At 70.1% G+C, this 18829-nt stretch carries 17 protein-coding genes; 2 read left to right on the top strand and 15 right to left on the bottom strand.

Annotation, left to right across the window (positions count from 1 at the left end):
* Positions 1 to 3: 3 nt before the first annotated feature.
* The 8 genes from UAJ10_RS24360 to UAJ10_RS24325 form a co-directional block, all read right to left on the bottom strand.
* The gene (locus tag UAJ10_RS24360; protein ID WP_322917846.1) at positions 4 to 2262 is read right to left on the bottom strand and encodes a hybrid sensor histidine kinase/response regulator; all 2259 of its coding nucleotides are present in this window, start codon (positions 2260 to 2262) and stop codon (positions 4 to 6) included.
* An 11-nt stretch (positions 2263 to 2273) separates the two neighbouring features.
* The gene (locus UAJ10_RS24355) at positions 2274 to 3890 is read right to left on the bottom strand and encodes a methyl-accepting chemotaxis protein (RefSeq protein WP_322917845.1); all 1617 of its coding nucleotides are present in this window, start codon (positions 3888 to 3890) and stop codon (positions 2274 to 2276) included.
* A gap of 70 nt (positions 3891 to 3960) precedes the next feature.
* Complete coding sequence (locus UAJ10_RS24350) at positions 3961 to 4611, bottom strand: chemotaxis protein CheW (protein ID WP_322917844.1); 651 nt, start codon at positions 4609 to 4611, stop codon at positions 3961 to 3963.
* Between the two features lie 3 nt (positions 4612 to 4614).
* Positions 4615 to 6111 carry a CheR family methyltransferase gene (locus tag UAJ10_RS24345; RefSeq protein ID WP_322917843.1) on the bottom strand — a complete coding sequence of 499 codons (1497 nt, stop codon included), beginning with the start codon at positions 6109 to 6111 and terminating at the stop codon, positions 4615 to 4617.
* Positions 6108 to 6662, bottom strand: coding sequence for a chemotaxis protein CheW (locus UAJ10_RS24340; RefSeq protein WP_322917841.1), 555 nt, complete (start codon positions 6660 to 6662; stop codon positions 6108 to 6110). The genes UAJ10_RS24345 and UAJ10_RS24340 overlap by 4 nt, the downstream gene beginning before the upstream one ends.
* Positions 6655 to 7005 carry a response regulator gene (locus UAJ10_RS24335; RefSeq protein WP_322917840.1) on the bottom strand — a complete coding sequence of 117 codons (351 nt, stop codon included), beginning with the start codon at positions 7003 to 7005 and terminating at the stop codon, positions 6655 to 6657. The genes UAJ10_RS24340 and UAJ10_RS24335 overlap by 8 nt, the downstream gene beginning before the upstream one ends.
* Complete coding sequence (locus UAJ10_RS24330; protein WP_322917839.1) at positions 6974 to 8743, bottom strand: ATP-binding protein; 1770 nt, start codon at positions 8741 to 8743, stop codon at positions 6974 to 6976. The genes UAJ10_RS24335 and UAJ10_RS24330 overlap by 32 nt, the downstream gene beginning before the upstream one ends.
* A 13-nt stretch (positions 8744 to 8756) precedes the next feature.
* Positions 8757 to 10511, bottom strand: a complete 1755-nt coding sequence (locus UAJ10_RS24325; RefSeq protein WP_322917837.1) for a response regulator — start codon at positions 10509 to 10511, stop codon at positions 8757 to 8759.
* Between the two features lie 464 nt (positions 10512 to 10975).
* On the opposite strand from UAJ10_RS24325, the gene UAJ10_RS24320 reads away from it, so the two are divergent.
* Positions 10976 to 13039 (top strand): M3 family metallopeptidase, encoded by a 2064-nt coding sequence (locus UAJ10_RS24320; protein ID WP_322917836.1) that lies wholly within the window; start codon positions 10976 to 10978, stop codon positions 13037 to 13039.
* A 153-nt stretch (positions 13040 to 13192) separates the two neighbouring features.
* On the opposite strand, the gene UAJ10_RS24315 is transcribed toward UAJ10_RS24320, so the two are convergent.
* The 7 genes from UAJ10_RS24315 to UAJ10_RS24285 form a co-directional block, all read right to left on the bottom strand.
* Positions 13193 to 14545 carry a GntP family permease gene (locus UAJ10_RS24315; protein WP_322917834.1) on the bottom strand — a complete coding sequence of 451 codons (1353 nt, stop codon included), beginning with the start codon at positions 14543 to 14545 and terminating at the stop codon, positions 13193 to 13195.
* Between the two features lie 123 nt (positions 14546 to 14668).
* Complete coding sequence (gene egtD, locus UAJ10_RS24310; RefSeq protein ID WP_322917832.1) at positions 14669 to 15640, bottom strand: L-histidine N(alpha)-methyltransferase; 972 nt, start codon at positions 15638 to 15640, stop codon at positions 14669 to 14671.
* Positions 15637 to 16518 carry an ergothioneine biosynthesis protein EgtB gene (gene egtB, locus UAJ10_RS24305; protein ID WP_322917831.1) on the bottom strand — a complete coding sequence of 294 codons (882 nt, stop codon included), beginning with the start codon at positions 16516 to 16518 and terminating at the stop codon, positions 15637 to 15639. The genes egtD and egtB overlap by 4 nt, the downstream gene beginning before the upstream one ends.
* Positions 16452 to 16973: a DinB family protein gene (locus UAJ10_RS24300; protein ID WP_322917830.1), complete on the bottom strand. Its 522-nt coding sequence runs from the start codon at positions 16971 to 16973 to the stop codon at positions 16452 to 16454. Before UAJ10_RS24300 ends, egtB begins: the two co-directional genes overlap by 67 nt.
* Before the next feature lie 236 nt (positions 16974 to 17209).
* Positions 17210 to 17467: a hypothetical protein gene (locus UAJ10_RS24295; RefSeq protein ID WP_138918527.1), complete on the bottom strand. Its 258-nt coding sequence runs from the start codon at positions 17465 to 17467 to the stop codon at positions 17210 to 17212.
* A gap of 114 nt (positions 17468 to 17581) precedes the next feature.
* A complete protein-coding gene (locus tag UAJ10_RS24290) occupies positions 17582 to 17713 on the bottom strand; it encodes a hypothetical protein (protein WP_322917829.1) in 132 nt (43 codons plus the stop codon).
* A gap of 192 nt (positions 17714 to 17905) precedes the next feature.
* Positions 17906 to 18061, bottom strand: coding sequence for a DUF3309 family protein (locus tag UAJ10_RS24285; protein WP_322917828.1), 156 nt, complete (start codon positions 18059 to 18061; stop codon positions 17906 to 17908).
* A 362-nt stretch (positions 18062 to 18423) separates the two neighbouring features.
* On the opposite strand from UAJ10_RS24285, the gene UAJ10_RS24280 reads away from it, so the two are divergent.
* A complete protein-coding gene (locus tag UAJ10_RS24280) occupies positions 18424 to 18816 on the top strand; it encodes a hypothetical protein (RefSeq protein ID WP_322917827.1) in 393 nt (130 codons plus the stop codon).
* The last annotated feature ends 13 nt before the right edge of the window (positions 18817 to 18829 follow it).

The following is an 18829-nucleotide window of genomic DNA, read 5'->3' as shown; positions in this document are numbered from 1 at the left end:
TCCTTAGACCAAATGACTGACGATTTGCAGCAGGTTGCCCTGGTCGAAACTGTCCTTGACCAGGTAGGCGTTGGCACCGGCATCAATTCCCCGTTCCTTGTCCTCGCGTGAGCCCAGCGAGGTGATCAGCACCACGGGCAGCTCGGCCAGCTTGGGGGTGCCGCGCACCTTGGTGGTCAACTCGAAGCCGCCCATGCGTGGCATTTCCACATCCGACACCAGCAGATCGAACTCCTCCCCACCGGTCAGGGCGGCCCAGGCGTCCACCCCGTCCACCGCGGTGCGCACCTGATAGCCCGCCGCCTCCAGCAGGTTCTTGAACAGCGTACGTGCAGTGATGCTGTCTTCTGCAATCAATATGGACTTTTTTCGCGAGACGACCACCGTCGACCGCACGGTCGCGGGCGCCTGGGCCGCCCCGGCCAGCAGATCGGGGATGTTCAGGATCAGCGCCACCTCGCCCGTGGCCAGCACGCTGGCGCCGGTGACGTAGGGTGCGCGGGCCAGCTGCGGGCCCAGGCTTTTCATCAACACTTCCTGCTCGTCGCGCACGCGGTCGACGATGAAGGCGGTGGCCTGGCCGCCCCGGCTCAACACCGCCACGGTGTGGTGGCTGGGCGGCGCCTGGTTGCCCCGGGTGGGCGCCAGGCCCAGGACGTCGGCCAGCCGCACCAGGCCCAGGGTGCGGCCGTCCAGCACCACCGTCTCACGGTTCTCCACCATGGCGATGGCGGCCGGCGCCACGCGCGCCACCCGCTCCACCCCGCCGGTGGGCAGGATGAAGCAGGCGCCCTCCACCTCCACCAGCACCCCGCGGAAGCTGGCCAGCGTCACCGGCAGGCGGATGCGGAAGACGGTGCCCAGGCCCACGGTGGATTCCACCGCCAGGCCGCCGCCCAGCCTCTCCACCTTCTCCTGCACGATGGGCAGGCCCAGGCCCCGGCCGGACACGTCGGTCAGCAGGCCGCTGGTCGACAGGCCGGACCGGAAGGCCAAGGCGCGGGCCGCGTCATCGTCCAGGGCCGCCGCGGCCGCCGCCGACATCAGGCCCTGTTCCGCCGCGGCATGGCGCAGGCGCGTCACGTCGAAGCCACCGCCGTCGTCGGCGATGGCGATTTCCGCGCGGCCCGCCTCCGTCTGGGCGACCGTGATGGCCAGCGTCCCGCGCGGGGCCTTGCCCTTGGCCTCGCGCGTTTCCGGCGTCTCGATGCCATGGGCGATGGCGTTGCGCACCAGATGCAGCAGCGCGTCCTTCATCTCTTCCTGGATGCGGCGGTCGATCTCCAGGTCGCCGCCCCGGATGATCAGCTCCACCTCCTTGCCCTCGGCCCGGGCGAGGTCGCGCACCAGGGGGGCCATGGGGTCCAGCAGGGCGGACACCGGCACCATCAGCACCTGCTTGGCCTCATCCAGCAGGCTGTCCAGCATCTTGCCCAGGATGCGCAGATCCTGGCGGCCGGCGTTGGCCAGCTGGGCGATGCGGCCGGACAGCCAGCGCAGGGTGTCGCCCTGCTGCTTCAGCAGGCGGGCGGCGGGGCTGTCCTCCGCCTCTTCCAGCCGGCGGCGGGCACGCTCGTGGGAGCGCACGCGCTCCGCCACCTCCGATGCCAGGCCGCCCAGGTCGGCCACCTGGCGGCCGGCCGCCAGGCGGGCGGACACCAGTTCCTCGGCATGGCGCAGCAGCGTGTCGACCTTGGCGGTGGCGATGCGCAGGGTGGGCCGGCTGCCGACGCGCGGCGCGTCCAGCGCGGGGGTATCGGCCGGCCCCCCCTCTTCCGCCCCCGGCGGGGCCGGCGGCGGCGTCCGGGCGGGCTCCGGCGCCTTGGTGGGTGGGGGCGGCACGGCGGTCTTGGCCACCGGCTCCCGCCCCTCGGCATAGCCCTCCAGGGCCGAGACCAGGGCGACCTGGTCGGGGCCGGCCACCACGCTGCCGTCCAGCAGGCCGCGCACCCGGGCGTAGCCCTGGTGCAGCAGGTCCATGCCGGCGGGCGTCAACGCCAGCTTGCCCCCCTTCAAGGCGGCGAAGACGCTTTCCATGGCATGGCACACGGCCACCACCGCGCCCAGGTTCACCGCCCGGGCCGCGCCCTTCAGGGTGTGCACCTCGCGGAAGGTGGTCTCCACCAGTTCCTGCGCGCGTTCACGCGGGGGCGACTGCTCCAGCGCCAACAGTCCGGCGGCGATGGCGGAGAGGTGTTCCTCCGCCTCCACCTCGAACATGGCCAGCAGCCTTTTCAGGAGCTGATCGTCCGACTGGCTCATGGGGCCGGTCCTCAGGCCTGGTACTGGCCGGTGACGGTCTTCAGCTTGTGTCCCAGCTCGTTCAGGTTCTGGGCGGCGGTCTCGGCCTGCTTGGTGGCGTTCATGTTCTGCATGCTGGCCTGCTTGATGTTCTCCATGGCCAGCGCCACCTGGTCGATGCCCACCTGCTGCTGCTGGTTGGACGCGGCGATCTGGGTGGCGGCCTGGGTCGCCACGGCGATGCTCTGGGCCAGGCGGTCGATGGCCTCGCCCGCCGCCACCGACTGCTTCACGCCGACGTCCACCGCCTTGCTGCCCTGTTCGGCGGCCAGCACGGCCGTGGCCGTCGCCTTCTGGATGTCGCCCAGGATGGAGCGCACCTGGGTGGTGGCCTGCTTGGACTGTTCGGCCAGGCTGCGCACCTCCTGCGCCACCACGACGAAGCCCTTGCCCTGCTCACCGGCCCGCGCCGCCTCGATGGCGGCGTTGACGGCCAGCAGGTTGGACTGCTCCGCCAGGTCGTTCACCGTGGCCACGATCTCGCCGATGGCCTGGCTCTGCTCGCTCAGTTGCATGACCGCCTCGGCGATGGCCATGATCTGCTCACGCACCCGGGTGATGCCCTCGATGGACTGCTCCACCGCCTGCTTGCCGTTCTGGGAGATCTGGGCCGTGTTCTGCGCCGTCTGCGACACGTAAAGCGCCTTCTCGCTGGACACCTGCGAGGTCTTCTTCACCTCCTCCATCGTGGCGCTGGTCTGGGCCAGGGCGGTCGCCGTCTCGGCGGCGCTGGCCGCCACCTGCGCGGTGATGGTGACGATCTGGCTGGACGCCGTGCCCAGCACGTTGGTGCCGTCGCGCAGGTCGCGCATCAGCTGGCGCAGGGTGCCGGCCATGGCGTGGAAGGTGCGGCCCAGGCTGCCCACCTCGTCCGCCCGGTCGCTGACCTCGATCGCGCCCGCCACCGTCAAGTCGCCGGCGCCAATGCGCTCCGCCGTGGTGGTGATGGTGCGCAGGGGGGTCGCGATGTTGCGGCCCAGGAACAGGCCGGCCACCACGACGAAAACGGCCGCAACCAGGGTGCCGACGCCGATGACCAGCACCGTGCTTTCAGCACTGGCCGCCGCGGCCGCCTCCCGCGCGCGCAGCAGTTCGCCCTCGCCCGCCTGCATGGTGGCGACGATGCGGCGGATGTCATCCATCGACTGCTTGCCCCGGTCGCTCAGCACCACGGCCTTCGCCGGCTCGAATCCCTGCAGGCGGCGCAGGTCGATGGTTTCCTTCAGTTCCGCCGCCTTCTCCTTGATGGGAAGGCGCAGGCGCTCCAGGTTCTGCTGCTGCACCGGGTTGTCCAGGGTCAGGGTCGCCACCGTCTGCAACGCCTGCTCCATGGTGTTCAGGCCCTGCCGATAGGGTTCCAGGTACCGGTCCTCACCCGTGATGAGATAGCCGCGCTGGCCCGTCTCCATATCCTGCAAGGCGGCCAGCAGGCTTAGAAGCCGCGCCTGGACCTCATAGGAATGGGAGCGTAGCGTTGTGGTTTCCGTCAGCTGGCGGATGTTGCCGTACGAGGTGGCAGCCACCACGAGAAGAATGAACAGGACGCCGCACAAGCAGATCCAGATTTTCATTCCGACAGAGTACTTCATGACCGGCGCTCCCGAGGGGCTGTGCGTGAACGGTGGACTGTTTTGAGGATGAACGGACGATGGCGAGGGCTCAGCCCGACAGGGCGGCGGACCTGCCCTCGACGGTGAGGCCCGGATCGGCCAGCAGACGCTGGGCATCCAGCAGGGCGAGATGGGGCGGCACGACGCCGGCGAGGTAATGGCGCTGGCGCCCGGTGACGACGCTGGGCGGCGCCTGCACCTTGGCGCGGGGGATGCGGGCGACGCCGACGATGGATGTCACCAGCAGACCCAGGGCGCCCCCGCTTTGGCCGGGCGCCTGCGCCTGGCCCAGGACGACCACGCGGCGCAGCTCCGAAGGTGGGACCGGGCCCAGGTCCAGCAGGCGGCCCAGGTGGACCAGCGGCAGCACCTGGCCGCGCACGGTGGTCAGGCCGGCGATGAAGGACGGCGCCTTGGGCACGGTCGTCAGCCCGTTGAGGGCCAGCACCTCCGCCACCGCCGCCGTCTCGAAGCCGTACCGCTCCTGCCCCACCGTGAATTCCATGTATTCCAGGATGTCGCCGTCATCCTCCAGCACGGGGGGCTTGGCCAGTTCCAGGCCCCGCCGATGCAGGATGCGGCGCGTCGTCTCCTCATCCGGGACCCAGCCGCGTTCCAGCGCCGCCGCCCAGCCGGCCAGGCGGCGGTGGATGTCCTCCCAGTCGATGCGCCGCCCTTCGGCGCCCCGGTCCGTGGCCATGCCTTAGAACTCCCCCCCCATGGCCTGGCCCAGCGCTTCGTGGGCATGGGCGGCCACGTCCATCAGCCGGCCCACCGTCATGCCTTCCAGGTCCGGCAGGATTTCCTCCGGCCGGTGCCCTTCCAGCAGGCCCATGATGTTGCGGTAGTGCTTGCGCGCGTCGCGCATGCGGCCCTCGTTGCGGGCCAGGTTGGCCATGGCCAGGTGCGTGGCGATGGAGTGCGGCGCCAGGAACAGCGCGCGCTGCAGCGAGGCCGCCGCGGCGGCGGCGTCGCCCCGCTCCTGCTGGATCATGGCCAGCAGATGGTGCGCCTCGGCGCTGACCCGGTTGTGGTCCAGCACCCCCTGGCACCAGTGCGCCGCCTCCGCCAGATGGCCCTGGTTGGCGTAGCTGCGCGCCAGCAGCAGCATGGCGGCGTCATCCGCCGGCGCGAAGGCCAGCCGCGCCTCCAGCTGTTCCACCGCCTCGCCATAGCGCCCCTGGTCGTAGAGGGAGCGGCAATGGTCGAGGCCGGGCACGGCGGGCTTGGCGACGGCGGCGGGCAGGGCCACCGGCATGGGCGCCGGTGGCCCCGGAGGCACCGGGGGCAGCGCCAGGATGGGGAAATGCTGCAGGACGGGCGCAGGGGGCGCCGCATGCGCCGGCGGCGGCAGCTTGCGGTACACGGTGGCGCCCTCGAAGGGCACGAAGGTCAGGGGGGCGAACATGGGCGGCGCGCCATCGACGGAACTGGGCAGCAGCCAGCCATTATCGACCAGCGACCGCGCCAACCGCCGCACCGCCCGGTTCGCCTGCTCGCCGTTGAAGTACATCAGGACGTTGCGGCACAGGATGACATCCATGGCGTTGGTGTTGCTTTCCAGCGCCGGGTAGGGATCGTCCACCAGGTTATGGTACGAGAACGTGACCATGCGGGCGATGTCCGGGCTGATGCGGTGGCGCCCGCCCGGCAGGGCGGTGAAGTAGCGGGCCCGCATGGCGGGATCCACGCCGCGGAAGGACCACTCGCCGTAGACACCCTCCGCCGCCCGCCGCAGGAAGCGGGGGTTCACGTCGGTGGCCAGCAGCGTGATGGTCCAGTCCGCCCGGTCGGGCAGCAGCGTGTCCAGCAGCATCGCCAGGCTGTACGCCTCCTCCCCCGTGCAGCAGGCGGCACTCCAGATACGCAAGGACAGCGCTCCCATCGCCCGCCGCTCGGCGATCAGGTCGGGCAGGATTTTGCGGCCCAGGGCCTCGAAACTTTTGGGTTCGCGGAAGAAATAGGTTTCCCCCACGGTCAGTTGGCCGGCCAGGGCCTCCAGCTGCACCCGGTCGGGGCCACCCGCCGTCAACCAGTGCTGCACGGCCGCCAAGGTGCTGGGATAGCCCAGTTCCACCGCCGCCCGTTCCAGGCCGCGTTCCATGTCGGTCCAGCGGTCGGCCGGGAAGTACAGCCCGATGCTGGCGCTCAACCGGTCCGACATGGCGGCCAGCAGGTTGTCCGGCAGGGTACGGTTCATGCGCCGTCCCCCGATGCGCCGTCCCCTGGGGAATGGCTCCCGGCGGGGCCGTTCCCGGCCGCCAGCGCATGGGCCAGCTGTTCCTCCTCCGCCGCCGACAGGAAACGGTCCAGATCGTGGATCAGCAGCAGGCCGTCGGACAGCCGCACCACGCCGACGATGGCGTCGTCCGCCCCGGGCACCACGCCCTGGGCCGACACCCAGTCGACCGGCGCGCCCGCCACGGTCCCCACCACGCTGTCCACCAGCAGGACGACGGTGCGGCGCAGGCCACGCGCCACGATCATGTGGTCGCTCAGCGACAGGGGGCGGCTGTCCAGGCCGAAGCGGCGCCGCACGTCCATGACCGGCACCACCTGGCCCTGCAGGTTGATGACGCCGCGTACCAGCCCCGGCGCGCCGGGCAGGGGCGTCACCGCCACGGCCCGCACCGCGCGCTCCACCATGGCCAACGGCAGGCCATAGGCCTGGCCGTCCAGATCGAAACGCAGAAGGAAGGCGCTGGCGCCTTCCTTCGTGGCGGGGCCCGAGGTCAAGCCCCGCTCAACCATGGGCGTCCCCTTCCCCATCCGGCAACCCCACCGTGGCGGCGGTCAGCAGCAGCATTTCCAGGTCGACGGGCTTGCTGAGGAAAACTTCCAGGCCCACGGCGCGGCAGCGTTCCCGCTCCTCCGCCGTGACCCCGGCGGTCAGCACCACCAGGGGCGGCAGCGGCCGGTCGGGCGTGCGCGGCAGGGCGCGAATCCGCGTCGTGGCCTCCAGCCCGCCCATGATGGGCATATGCATGTCCATGAACACCAGATCGTAGGTGCCCGTGTCCACCGCCCGCACCGCGGCGGCACCGTTGTCCACGATCTCCACCTCATGTCCCACGCCGCGCAGGATGGTGGACACGAGGATTCTGGGTGGACCGGTCATCCTCCACCAGCAGGATGCGGCGGCCGCCCCTGGCGCGGCCCGGCGGGGCCTGGGCCGCGGTGTCGGTGAGCGGCGGCAGCGCCGCCGCCTCTTCCGCCGGCACGGCCAAGGGCAATTCGAACCAGAAGCGGCTGCCCTGGCTGGACGCGCTGTCCACGCCGATGCGCCCGTCCATGTGCTCCACCAGGCGGCGGCAGATGGCCAGGCCCAGACCCGTGCCGCCGAACCGGCGGGCCGTGGTCTCGTCCACCTGGCTGAATTCCTCGAACAGGCCGGACAGCCGCTCCGGCGGGATGCCGATGCCGGTGTCGGTCACGGACACCCGCAGGCGCGACGGCTCGCCCCCCTGGCCGGGCGGCGGCGGCAACACTTCCGCCGTCAGGCTGACGCTGCCGGCCGGGGTGAATTTCACGGCGTTGGTCAGCAGGTTCAGCACCACCTGGCGCAGCCGGGTGGGATCGCCCATGATCTTGGCCGGCAGGGCGCTGGTCACGGCGGCGCTGAACGCCAGGCCCTTGCCGGTGGCCGAGGGCCGCACCAGGGCGATGCAGTCGTCCACCAGCGTGCGGAAGTCCAGGGGCAGGTTTTCCAGGGTCAGGCGACCGGCCTCGATCTTGGACAGATCCAGGATGTCGTCCAGCAGGCCCAGCAGGGTGCGCCCCGCCTCCGCCTGCAAGGTCAGCAGGCGGTGCCATTCCCCCGGACTGACGCCGCCGCGCAGCAGCAGTTCGGAAAAGCCGATGACACCCGTCAGCGGCGTGCGCAGCTCATGCGCCACGGTGGCCAGATAGCGCGACTTGGCCTCGTTGGCCATGTCGGCCGCCTTGCGCGCGGCCAGCAGGTCGCGGGCCGTGGCCGCCAGATCCTCCGTCCGCTCCGCCACCCGGCGCTCCAGCGTGGCGTGCGCCTCGCTCAAGGCCTGCTCGGCCTCCTTCGCGGCGGTGATGTCGCGGGCGATGGTGACCAGGCCCTCGGTCGCCCCCTCGCCGTCCTTGAAGGTGGAGCGCACGACCGAGTACCACCGCCGGCGCCCCGGCGCCCCCGCCCCCGTCCCCGCCAAAGCGGGCACGTCCTGCTGGATGTCGGTGGTCGTGATGCCGGCCACCAGGGCCGCCTGATCCGCCGCCTCGCGGCGTGCGGCCCCCTCGGCCCCGATCTCCTGGTCCGTGCGGCCGATCAGGTCGTCGGGATTGTCCATCCCCAGGGCCTTCGCATGGGCCACGTTGCTGCGCAGGTAGCGCAGGTTCCTGTCCTTGAAGGAAATGGGGTCCGGCACGCTGTTCATCAGGTGCGACAGCAGCCGGCGCTCCTCCGCCAGGGCGCGGCGGACGGCGCAATGCTCCGCCGCCTCGCGAATCAGGCGGCGTAGCCGGTCGGTGGTCCACGGCTTGGGCAGGTAGCCGAAAATCTGGCCGGCGTTGACGGCGGCGCCCAGGGCGTCGATGTCGGTGTAGCCGGTGATCAGCACACGGGTGGCGTCCGACAGCTCGCGCGCCCAGCGCAGGAATTCATGGCCGGCGACGCCCGGCATGCGCTGGTCGGAGATGATGACCAGGGGGGCGATGTCGTCCCCCTCCAGCATGGCCCGCGCCTTCAGCGGCGACGTGCTGGTCAGGACGTTGAACTCGTCCTCCAGCGCGTCGGCGACGGCCATCAGCACCTCCGGCTCATCGTCGACCACCATGACGGTGGGCAGTTCCTGGGCGATCATCATGGTTCCCCCGGCATCATGCTTCCCCCGGCATCGCATGCGCCGTTTGCACAGGGCCAGGCAAGGGCGGCGCGCCGGCGGACGCCCCGTCCATGGGGATCTCGATCACCACCTCTGTACCCCGCCCCTCTTCACTATGGAATTCCAACCGCCCCCGGTGGCGTTGGATGATGCTATAGGAAATGGAAAGGCCAAGGCCAGTGCCTGAGCCCACCGGCTTGGTGGTGAAGAAGGGCTCGCAGATGCGGTCGCGGATGGCGGCCGGGATGCCGTGGCCCGTATCCCGCACGGACAGGCGGAACATGCCCCCGTTCCGGCCCGTCGCCAGGGTGATGGTGCCCGCCCCCTCGATGGCGTCGATGGCGTTGCCCACCACGTTCATCAGCACCTGGTTCAGCGGCCCCGGCTGGCAGGTGATGCGCTTGGGTCCCTCATACCGCCGCTCCACCGTGATCCGGTCCGACAGCTTGTGCTGCAGCAGGGTCAGCACCGATTCCAGGCTGTCCTCGATCTCCACCTCCTTCACCTCGGCCTCGTCCAGGCGGGAGAAGGTGCGCAGCTTCACCACCAGGTTTTCCACCCGGTCGATGCCCAGGCGCATGGCGTCCAGCCGTTGGCGCATCTTGTCCAGGTCGCGGGCGCCCTTGTCCGAGAGGTGGCCCTGCACCTCCGGCGTGATGGTCTCCAGGCAGCGCAGCACGGTGCCCAGGTGGTTGCCGACGAAGGCCAGCGGGTTGTTCAGCTCATGCGCGATGCCGGCCACCAGCGCGCCCAGCGAGGCCATCTTGGCCGCCTGCACCAACTGCGCCTGCGTGCCCTGCAGCTCCTGGTACGCCTGCGCCAGCTCGGCGTGCGACCGTTCCAGCGCCTCCGTCATGGCGGCGCGCTCCTGGGCGATGCGCCGTTCGTCGCGCGTGCGCTCCAGCTCCAATTCCTTGTCCCGGAATTCGCCGCTGATGCGCAGGTTCTCCTCATGCAGGAACTTGCGGCGCAGCAGGGCGCGGATGCGGGCCTTCAGGATTTCGCTCTCGCCGGCCTTGCCCACGAAGTCGTCGGCCCCCGCCTCCAGGCCGCGCATCATGTCCTCCTTGTTGTCGCGGGAGGTCAGGATGATGATCTGGAACAGGCGGTCATGCTGGCGGCGCATCCGGTCCAGGTGCTGGCACAGCTCCGTGCCGCTCATCTCGGGCATGACCAGGTCGACCACGACGCAGTCGAACTTCTCCTCGGCCATGCGGGCCAGCGCCTCGCGCCCGCTGGAGACGCCGATCACCTCGTGCCCGTCCTCCTGCAACTGGGCGGTGATGAAAAACAGGTAGGTGGGGCTGTCGTCCACCACCAGCAGGCGGCTCTGCCGGATGTCGACCGGCGCCTGGACCGCCGCCGCCGTGGTCTTGCGCAGCAGGGCGCCCACCCGGCTCAGCAGGATGTCGGTGTCGACCGACTTGGGCACATAGGCGTCAGCGCCGCTATCATACCCCTGGCGTTCCCGGTCGGCGGCGTGGCTGTCGGTCAGCATCAGGACGGACAGGCCGCGGGTGCGCATGTCCATGCGCACGCGGCGCACGAATTCGTCCCCGTTCATGCGTGGCAGGTGGTAATCGACGATGGCCAGGTCGGGCATTTCCCGGCCCAGCTGCTCAAGCGAGCTTTCGGCGTCGCCACAAACGGTGACGGACCATCCCTGGCGTTCCAGCATCATCTGCAATTGCAGGGCCTGCGTCGGCGAATCCTCGACCAGCAGGACGCGATGCGCGGACCCGCCCGTCATAGACCGGCCCAGCCCGCCGCCATCCGCGCGGCGAACCCTCGCTGATCCATCATTTCCGTCTCCAGGCCGGAACCCACCACGTACTGCCTTTTCCGGGACGTCCCCCGTCCCACCTTGGTTAATGGGGAAAGTGCCGGTTTCTCAAACCGTTTTCCACCATTCCCTGATGAAGGGGAAACCGTGGCGCCTGACCGCCCCCCTGTCGACTGACGCGTCATGGGTACCCCGTGCGGGAGAATTAGGGGGGCCGGGCGTGACGTCGCCCCCTGGGATCGCCTGGAAATGATAGGCGGCGGCATCCATCCGTGCGCGGGCTCATCCGCATAGATTCCCGCCACAGGATGCGGCACATCACGGGTGCGCCGCCGCGCCCGCCGTGCCCTCTCATAATTGCGCGATGGGCATCCCATATGGGACGGTGGAGCTGAAACCGGCACGCCCAGACCAAGGACTTGAGCGCCCCCATGAGCACCCCGCCCACCAACACCGACGCCGCCGCTGACAACCCCCTGCTGGCCACAACCGGCCTGCCCGCCTTCGACGCGGTGAAGCCGGAGCATGTGGGCCCGGCGCTGGAGGCCGCCATCGCCCGGCATGACGCCGTGGTCCAGGCCGTCATCAAGGGAAGCGACCGTGGCTTCGACGCCGTCTGCCGCGCCATGGAACAGGCTGAGGCCGACCTGTCCGACCTGTGGGCCACGGTCAGCCACCTGCACAGCGTGGCCGACACGCCCGAGCTGCGCGCCGCCCATGCCACGGCCCTGGAGCGGCTGATCGGCTATTCCTCCTCCGTCGCGCAGAACCCCGACCTTTACGCCGCCTACGCCGCCGTGGACACGTCCGTCCTGGGCGCGACGGAGCGGCGCCTGGTGGAGCTGAGCCTGCGCAACTTCAAGCTGGGCGGCGTGGCCCTGCCGCCGGCCGAGCGGGAGCGCTTCGCCGCCCTGCAGGTGGAGCTGGGCCGCCTGCAGACCGCCTACAGCAGCGCCGTGCTCGACGCGACCGAGGCCTGGGTGGAGCACATCACGGACGAGGCCCTGCTGGCCGGCGTGCCCGAGGCCGACAAGGCCATGCTGGCCAGCCTGGCGGCGGCGCGTAACCTGGATGGCTGGGCCGTCACCCTGCACCAGCCCTCGGTGCGCGCCATCCTGACCTATGCCGACAACCGCGACCTGCGCGCCCGCGTCTACCGCGCCTATGGCACCCGCGCCTCCGACCAGGGTCCCCTCGACCAGAAAAACGGGCCGGAGACCTTGGACAACAGCGACCGCATGGGCGCCATCCTGGCCCTGCGGCGCGAGGCGGCCGCGCTGCTGGGCTTCAAGGACCCGGTCGACCTGTCGCTGGCCACCAAGATGGCGCGCTCAGGTGCCGAGGTCGTGGACTTCCTCCGCGACCTGGCCCGCCGGGCCCGTGAACCGGCCCTGGCCGACAAGGCGCAGCTGGAGGCCTTCGCCCGCGACACGCTGGGCATCGACGCGCTGGAGCCCTGGGACAACGGCTATGTGGCGGAGAAGCTGCGCCAGGCGCTGCACAGCGTCGACGACCAGAAGATCAAGACCTACTTCCCCCTGCCCCGCGTGCTGGACGGCCTGCTGGCCCTGCTGCGCGACGTCTTCGGCATCACCCTGACGGAAGAGCCGGGCACCCGCGTCTGGCACAAGGACGTGCGCTACTACACCCTGTCGCGCGATGGCGTGCCCTTCGCCGGGCTGTACATGGACCTGTTCGCCCGCACCGGCAAGAAGGGCGGCGCCTGGATGGCGGTGTGCCGCGCCCGCCTGAAGCGGCAAGACGGGACGCAACTGCCTGTCGCCTACCTCAACTGCAACTTCGCCCCGCCGGCGGGGGGCAAGCCCAGCCTGTTGAGCCATGGCGACGTGCTGACCCTGCTACATGAGATGGGGCACTGCCTGCACCATGTGCTGAGCGAAGTCGACTACCCCTCCATCAGCGGCGTCACCGGCTTTGAGTGGGACGCGGTGGAACTGCCCAGCCAGCTGCTGGAGAACTTCGCCTGGGACCGGCAGGTGCTGCGCTCCATGTCCGGCCATGTCGACACCGGGGAGCCCCTGCCCGACGCGCTGTTCGACGCCATGCTGGGGGCCCAGCGCTTCCAGGCGGCGCTGGCGCTGCTGCGCCAGGTGGAGTTCGCCCTGTTCGACCTGCAGATGCACCTGGACGCCGGGATCACCGATGCCGCCGGCGTCCAGGCCTTGCTGGAGCGGGTGCGGGCGGAGGTGGCGGTGCTGACCCCGCCGGAATGGCACCGCTTCGCCCACGCCTTCACCCACATCTTCGCCGGGGGCTACGCCGCCGGCTACTACAGCTATCTGTGGGCGGAACGGCTGTCGCTGGACGGCTTCGGCAAGTTCCTGGAGGGCGACAGGGCGGTGGCCGGCGAGGCCTTCCGCGCCCAGGTCCTGGCCGTGGGCTCCTCCCGCCCCGCGCTGGACAGCTATATCGCCTTCCGGGGCCGCGAGCCGGAGAACGACGCGCTGCTCAAGCGGTACGGTCTGGCGGCTTAGGTTTTTCCCTCAGGCGCCGGGCGGGCCCATCCGGGCCCTTGCCTTCCTCGCTTTCCAGTCCGCTACGCTCCCCGGAAAGCTCCGGCGCCCGCGGTCGCGGGCTACCAATAGCGCGGGAAGGCTCCCACGCTATTGGCTTTTTGGGGCCCAAGATCAGAACAGGTGGCTGGCGGCCAGCACCAGGATCAGGCCGGTGACGGAGACGATGGTTTCCATCACCGACCAGGTCTTCAGCGTGTCGGCCGTGCTGAGGCCCAGGTAGTTCTTCACCAGCCAGAAGCCCGGGTCGTTGACGTGGGAGAAGAACAGCGAGCCGGCGCCCACCGCCAGCACCAGCCATTCCGGCGCCACGCCGGACGTGGCCGCGACCGAAGTCAAGGCACCTGAGGCTGTGATGGTGGCGACGGTGGCCGAGCCCGTGGCCAGGCGGATCATCACGGCGATGCCCCAGGCCAGCAGGATGGGCGACACCGCCCCCTGCTGGGCGAAGCGCGCCAGCGTGTCGGCCAGCCCGGCCTCCACCAGCACCTGCTTGAAGGCGCCGCCGCCGGCGATGCTGAGCAGGATGCTGGCCGCCGGAGCCATGGCCTCGTGCCACAGCGCGTCCCAATCGACCGGCTTTCCCCCACCCCCTGTTCCTCCGGCGCCCGTTCCGGGGCCGAAGAAGGCGGCCAAGGCCACCAGGTTGGCCAGCAGCAGGGCCACCGGCGGGGCGCCCAGCAGGGACAGCACAGGCCCATGGCTCAGCGCCGGCACCGCCTTGGCGGCGATCAGCACCACCGGCAGCAGGATGACAGCCAGCGCCGTCCAGGGTGAGGGCAGCGGACCATGGGAGATCTCGGCGGGCGTCTCGGCCCGGGTGCCATCCCCGGCCGCGACATGGGGCGTGACCAAGCCCGCGAACACCGGCCCGGCCAGCACGGCGATGGGCAGGCCCAACAGCACGCCCAGCATGAGGGTAGGCCCCACACCGGCTCCCAACTGGTCCACCGCGATGATGGGCCCGGGGTGCGGCGGGACCAGGGCGTGCAGCACCGACAGGCCGGCCAACGCCGGCAGCATGAGCAGCAGGCGCTGCCGCCCGCCCCGGTCGTCGGTGAGCGGCAGGGCCGCGATGATGGGCAGCAGCAGGACGACGCCCGTTTCGAAGAACAGGGGCAAACCCAGGATCAGGGAGGCCAGCAAACAGCCCCAGGGCCGCAAGCGCGGTCCCACCGCCCCCACCGTGGCATTGGCCAGGACGGCCGCGGCGCCGGAAACCTTGAGCATGGCGCCCAGGGTGAGGCCCAGGGCCACCACCAGGCCCGCGCCGCCCATGATGTCGCCAAAGCCCTTCTGCAGAGCGGCCAAGGCGCGGTCCGGCGCCATGCCGCGCGCCACCGCCAGGGCCAGCGCCGCGCACAGCAGCGCCAGGAAGGGGTGCAGCTTCAGCCGTATGATGAGGACCACGGCCAGGACGATGCAGCCGCCCGCCGCCAGGACCAGCCAGAGATCGCCGCCTACCACGCGGTCGCCCCGCGCGATCGGGAACCGGTAATGCCCAACGCCATCGCCCTTCCTTCCAGGCCGTTCACTCCCCGACCGGAGCTTCCCTGGCGGGAGCGCATTTGTCCACCGGTTCCCCTCCGCTTACAGCGGCGCCAGCAGCCAGTGCAGGCTGAACAGGCCGTCCGGGTCCACCCACACCTGGGTGGGCTCGAACCCCGCGGCCCGGGCCATGTTCTGGAAGGTGGCGGGCGCCAGCTTGTAGGAATCCTCGATGTGGATGCGCTCGCCGGCGCGGAAGTGGAAGAAGCGGCCGGCGACGGCGGCGCGCTGCTCGCGCTGGCTGATGAGGAAGATCTCTATCTTCGACTGGTCCTCGTTGAAATAGGCGTAGTGGCGGAAGCCGGACAGGTCGAAGGTGCCGCCCAGCTCGCGGTTGATGCGGGCCAGCAGGTTGAGGGAGAAGGCGGCGGTGACGCCCGCGCTGTCGTTATAGGCGGCCTCCACCACCGCGATGTCCTTGGGGATATCCACGCCCACCAGCATGGCGCCACCCGGCAGCATGTTGGCGCAGCGCGCCAGGAAGGCGGTGGCCGCCACCGGCGTCAGGTTGCCGATGGTCGACCCGGGGAAGAAGCCCACGCGGCGCCGGCCCACGGTGGGCAGCGACAGGGTCTGCTGGGTGTAGTCGCCGCAGACGGCCACCACCTCGATCCGCGGCATGTCCAGGGCCAGGGCAGCCGCCTCGCGGATCAGCTGATCGCGGGAGATGTCGATGGACACGTAGGAGGCCGGACGATCCAGCGCGTTCAGCAACAGGCGGCTCTTGCGGCCGTCGCCGGTGCCGAACTCCACCACCTGCGCCTCCGGCCCCGCCAGGGCGGCGATCTCCGGCCCCAGGTGCCGCAGCATGGCCAGCTCCGTGCGCGTCGGATAATACTCCGGCAGCTCGCAGATGCGCTCGAACAGGGCGGCGCCGGCCGCATCGTACAGGTATTTGCAGGGGATGCGACGGATGGGGTGGGACAGGCCCGCCAGCACATCATCGCGGAAGCTGGCCGTGGCCGGCTCGAAATCCATGAAGCTCACACGATCGATCACGTCCGTCACGGTCATGGCGTCGTCCTCGCAAGTCGAATGCCGGAGAATTGCCAGCGCGCGGCCGGCGGGAAGAAATTGCGGTAGGTCTTGCGCACATGGCCGGCCGGGGTGGCGCGGGATCCACCGCGCAACACCATCTGGCCGCTCATGAACTTGCCGTTGTATTCGCCGATGGCGCCGTCGGGCGGGCGGTAACCGGGATAGCCGGTGTAGGCGCTGGCCGTCCATTCCCAGACGTCGCCGTAGAAGCCGGCCACGGTATGGGCGTGGAAACTGCCGTCGTCGCCGGGCCGCTGGCCCGGTTCGCCCGCCGCGATCTCCCACTCCGCCTCGGTGGGCAGGCGGGCGCCCGGCCAGCGGGCCTCGGCCCACTTGGCGTAGGCGTCCGCCTCATATTGGCTGACATGACAGACCGGATCATTGGGATCGATGGGGCGAACGCCGGACAGGGTCTTCACCTGCCACTCGCCGTCCTCCGCCCGCTGCCAGTACAGGGGCGCCTGCCAGCCCTGGGCCTGCACGGTGGCCCAACCGTCGGACAGCCACAGGTCCGGACGGCGATAGCCGCCGTCGGCGATGAAGTCGAGATACTCGGCGTTGGTGACCACACGGTCCGCGATCTCGAACGCCTCCAGCCAAACCTTATGGCGGGGGCCCTCGTTGTCGAAGATGAAGTCCTCCTGCCCCGTGGCGCCGATGGCGTAGAGGCCGGCGGGCACGCCGCGCCAGACGATCTCCGCCGCCGTCAGCGCCGGCGTGGCCGGCGCCGGGAAGACGGCCGCGGGAAAGGGATGCAGCAACAGGGCGTGCTTGATGTCGGTGATGATCAGTTCCTGGTGCTGCTGCTCATGCTGCAAGCCCAGTTCCAACAGGGCGGCGGCGCGACCGTCCACACCCCCGGCCGCCCCCCCGCCAGCCAGGCGTCCATGGCGCGATCGACATGAGCGCGATAGCCCAGCACCTGCGCCACCGTGGGACGGGACAGCAGCCCGCGCGCGGGGCGGGGCCAACGCTCGCCCACGCCCTCGTAATAGGAGTTGAAGAGGTAGCGGAAACTGGGATCGAAAGGCTGGTAGCCCGGCACCAGCGCAGCCAGCAGGAAGGTTTCGAAAAACCAGGTGGTGTGGGCCAGATGCCATTTGGTGGGGCTGGCGTCCGGCATGGACTGCAGCGTCTGGTCCTCCGCCGTCAGGCCCCGGGTGCGGTCCAGCGTTTCCTGGCGAACGGCGCGGTAACGCGCCTGGGCATCGGCCGGGCGGTGGCGGCCCGGCAACGACAGAGCGGGCTGCACCGGCGACGCGGCGTCAGCGGGTACCGGATGGGCGGGTACCGGAACGGCGAAAGGCACAGGCGAAGTCCCCCTGGTAGGAATAGCCCCGATTGGAAAGGCCAGCGGCCAGCCCCGCGTGATGCCCCTGCGGACGACTGGATCATGCCGGCGATGCCTTGTATTGCACGGACTACGCGTAATCGCGCCAAAACGCGCAACGCCCCATAAGGTTAGGACTTACCAGGGGGATTGCAAGGAAGGCAAACGGCGGGAACGGCCCCGGAACACCGGGGCCGTTCCCAACCATCTGGGGGTCACCGGCTGCACAGCCGGGCCAGGATGAAGCCGGCGGCACCAGCCAGCGCGATGGCGGTCAGGGGCCGCGCCGCCACGCGGGTGCTCACCTCCTGCACCGCGACGTCGCCCTTGGCCTTGGCCAAATCGGCCGCGGCGTAGGCGCCTTCGCGCAGGGCGTCGTAGGCGGTGCGGCCAGCCCGGCTCGCGGCGGCGGCGGTATCCGCCGCGATGTCCGAGGCCTTACCGGTCACGTCGTCGATGCTCATGCTCGCCATGGGACTGATCTCCTTATCGTCTCCGGAATTGGAATGATGATGTGAAACCCGGGCCGGCGATGATTTGTTCCACCGTTTGGTCCGCAGCGGGGTACCTCTGACTGGAGGGCGGCGCTATCCCACCTTGCCCGGGCCGGACGGACGCTCAAGCCCACCCAGGGCCGACAGCGCGTCGCAGACCGCCTTCATCTGCTCGGCGGTCTGGCCGGGGGTGCCGCCGGTCATGCTCTCCTCCGACGCGACCATCAGCAGCTGCAGGTCATGTTCCCAATGCTGCAGCAGCTAAATCTTCTGCTCGCGGGTGTATTGGTCCGACACGACGATGTCGTGCGGCCGTTCGAAGTGGCTGGAAACGTCGCCCAGAAGGCGACCCATGTCCTGGCTCGTCATCTTGTCCTCCGTCGATTGGCGTGGGACAGGGAGTGCGAAGGTCGGGCGTCAGGCGTTGCCTGTCAGCACCAGGACCAGCACGACGATCAGCACCAGGCCCAGCAAGCCGCTGGGGCCATACCCCCAGCCGCTGCTGTAGGGCCAGCTGGGCAGGGCGCCGATCAACAACAGGATCAAAATAACCAACAAGACGGTTCCGATCATGAGGGGCCTCCTGAACAGGGTTCGCGTGTTGAATCGCTGACGAACTCAACCCCGCCAGCAACCAATTGTTCCGACTTAGCCCATCCGGACCCGCCTAGGACTTTGGTCGCGGCAGCGAAGCTTTGGCCGAAGCGCGCCCTGGCGAAAGGCGGTCGGACCATAGGCGGGGAACAAAGGCGGCGGGGCCTGATTTAGACTGCACAAAGATGGCCCAGCCCCAAGGCCGGGCCCAACGCCCCGATCCTCGCCACCCCATGCCCCGTCCCGACGCCAAGGACAGACGACCGTGGGACGGACAGGTCCCCCGGGGGTGACGCCGGGGCCCAACGCCCCGGGCGTCGATGAGATGAAGGGACATCGTCATGCAGCTGTTATTCTGCGTCGGCCTGGGCGTGGTCTTGGGCGTGGTCTTGGGCCTGGTCTGCGGCAGGATCGTCAACGGCCGGCCGGGGTTCTTCACGGTGGAGGCCCTGCTGGGCGCCATCGGCGCCGTCATGGGCGCGTTCTTCTTCGGCGGGCTGGGCGTGCCCGCCAGCGCCCCGGTCTTCCTGCACACGATGCTGTTCGCCACCTTTGGCGCCGTGGCCGCGATGATCACCCTCTACGCCATCCTCATCGCCGTCTATTGGGGCGGCACGCTGCTGCGCGAGGACCAGGAGGCGGATGTCACCAACCCGGCGCCGGCCGACGCACCGCCGGTGGCGTCACCCCTGGCCGCCGGCACCCGGCAGATGGAGACCACCATCGGCCTCTAACCCACCCGGTAAC

This window comes from Nitrospirillum guaranorum (genome assembly GCF_034653275.1).
In the GTDB taxonomy this organism is placed as follows: domain Bacteria; phylum Pseudomonadota; class Alphaproteobacteria; order Azospirillales; family Azospirillaceae; genus Nitrospirillum.
Note: the sequence above shows the minus strand (reverse complement) of the source record. Positions and strands in the feature narration are given on the sequence as shown.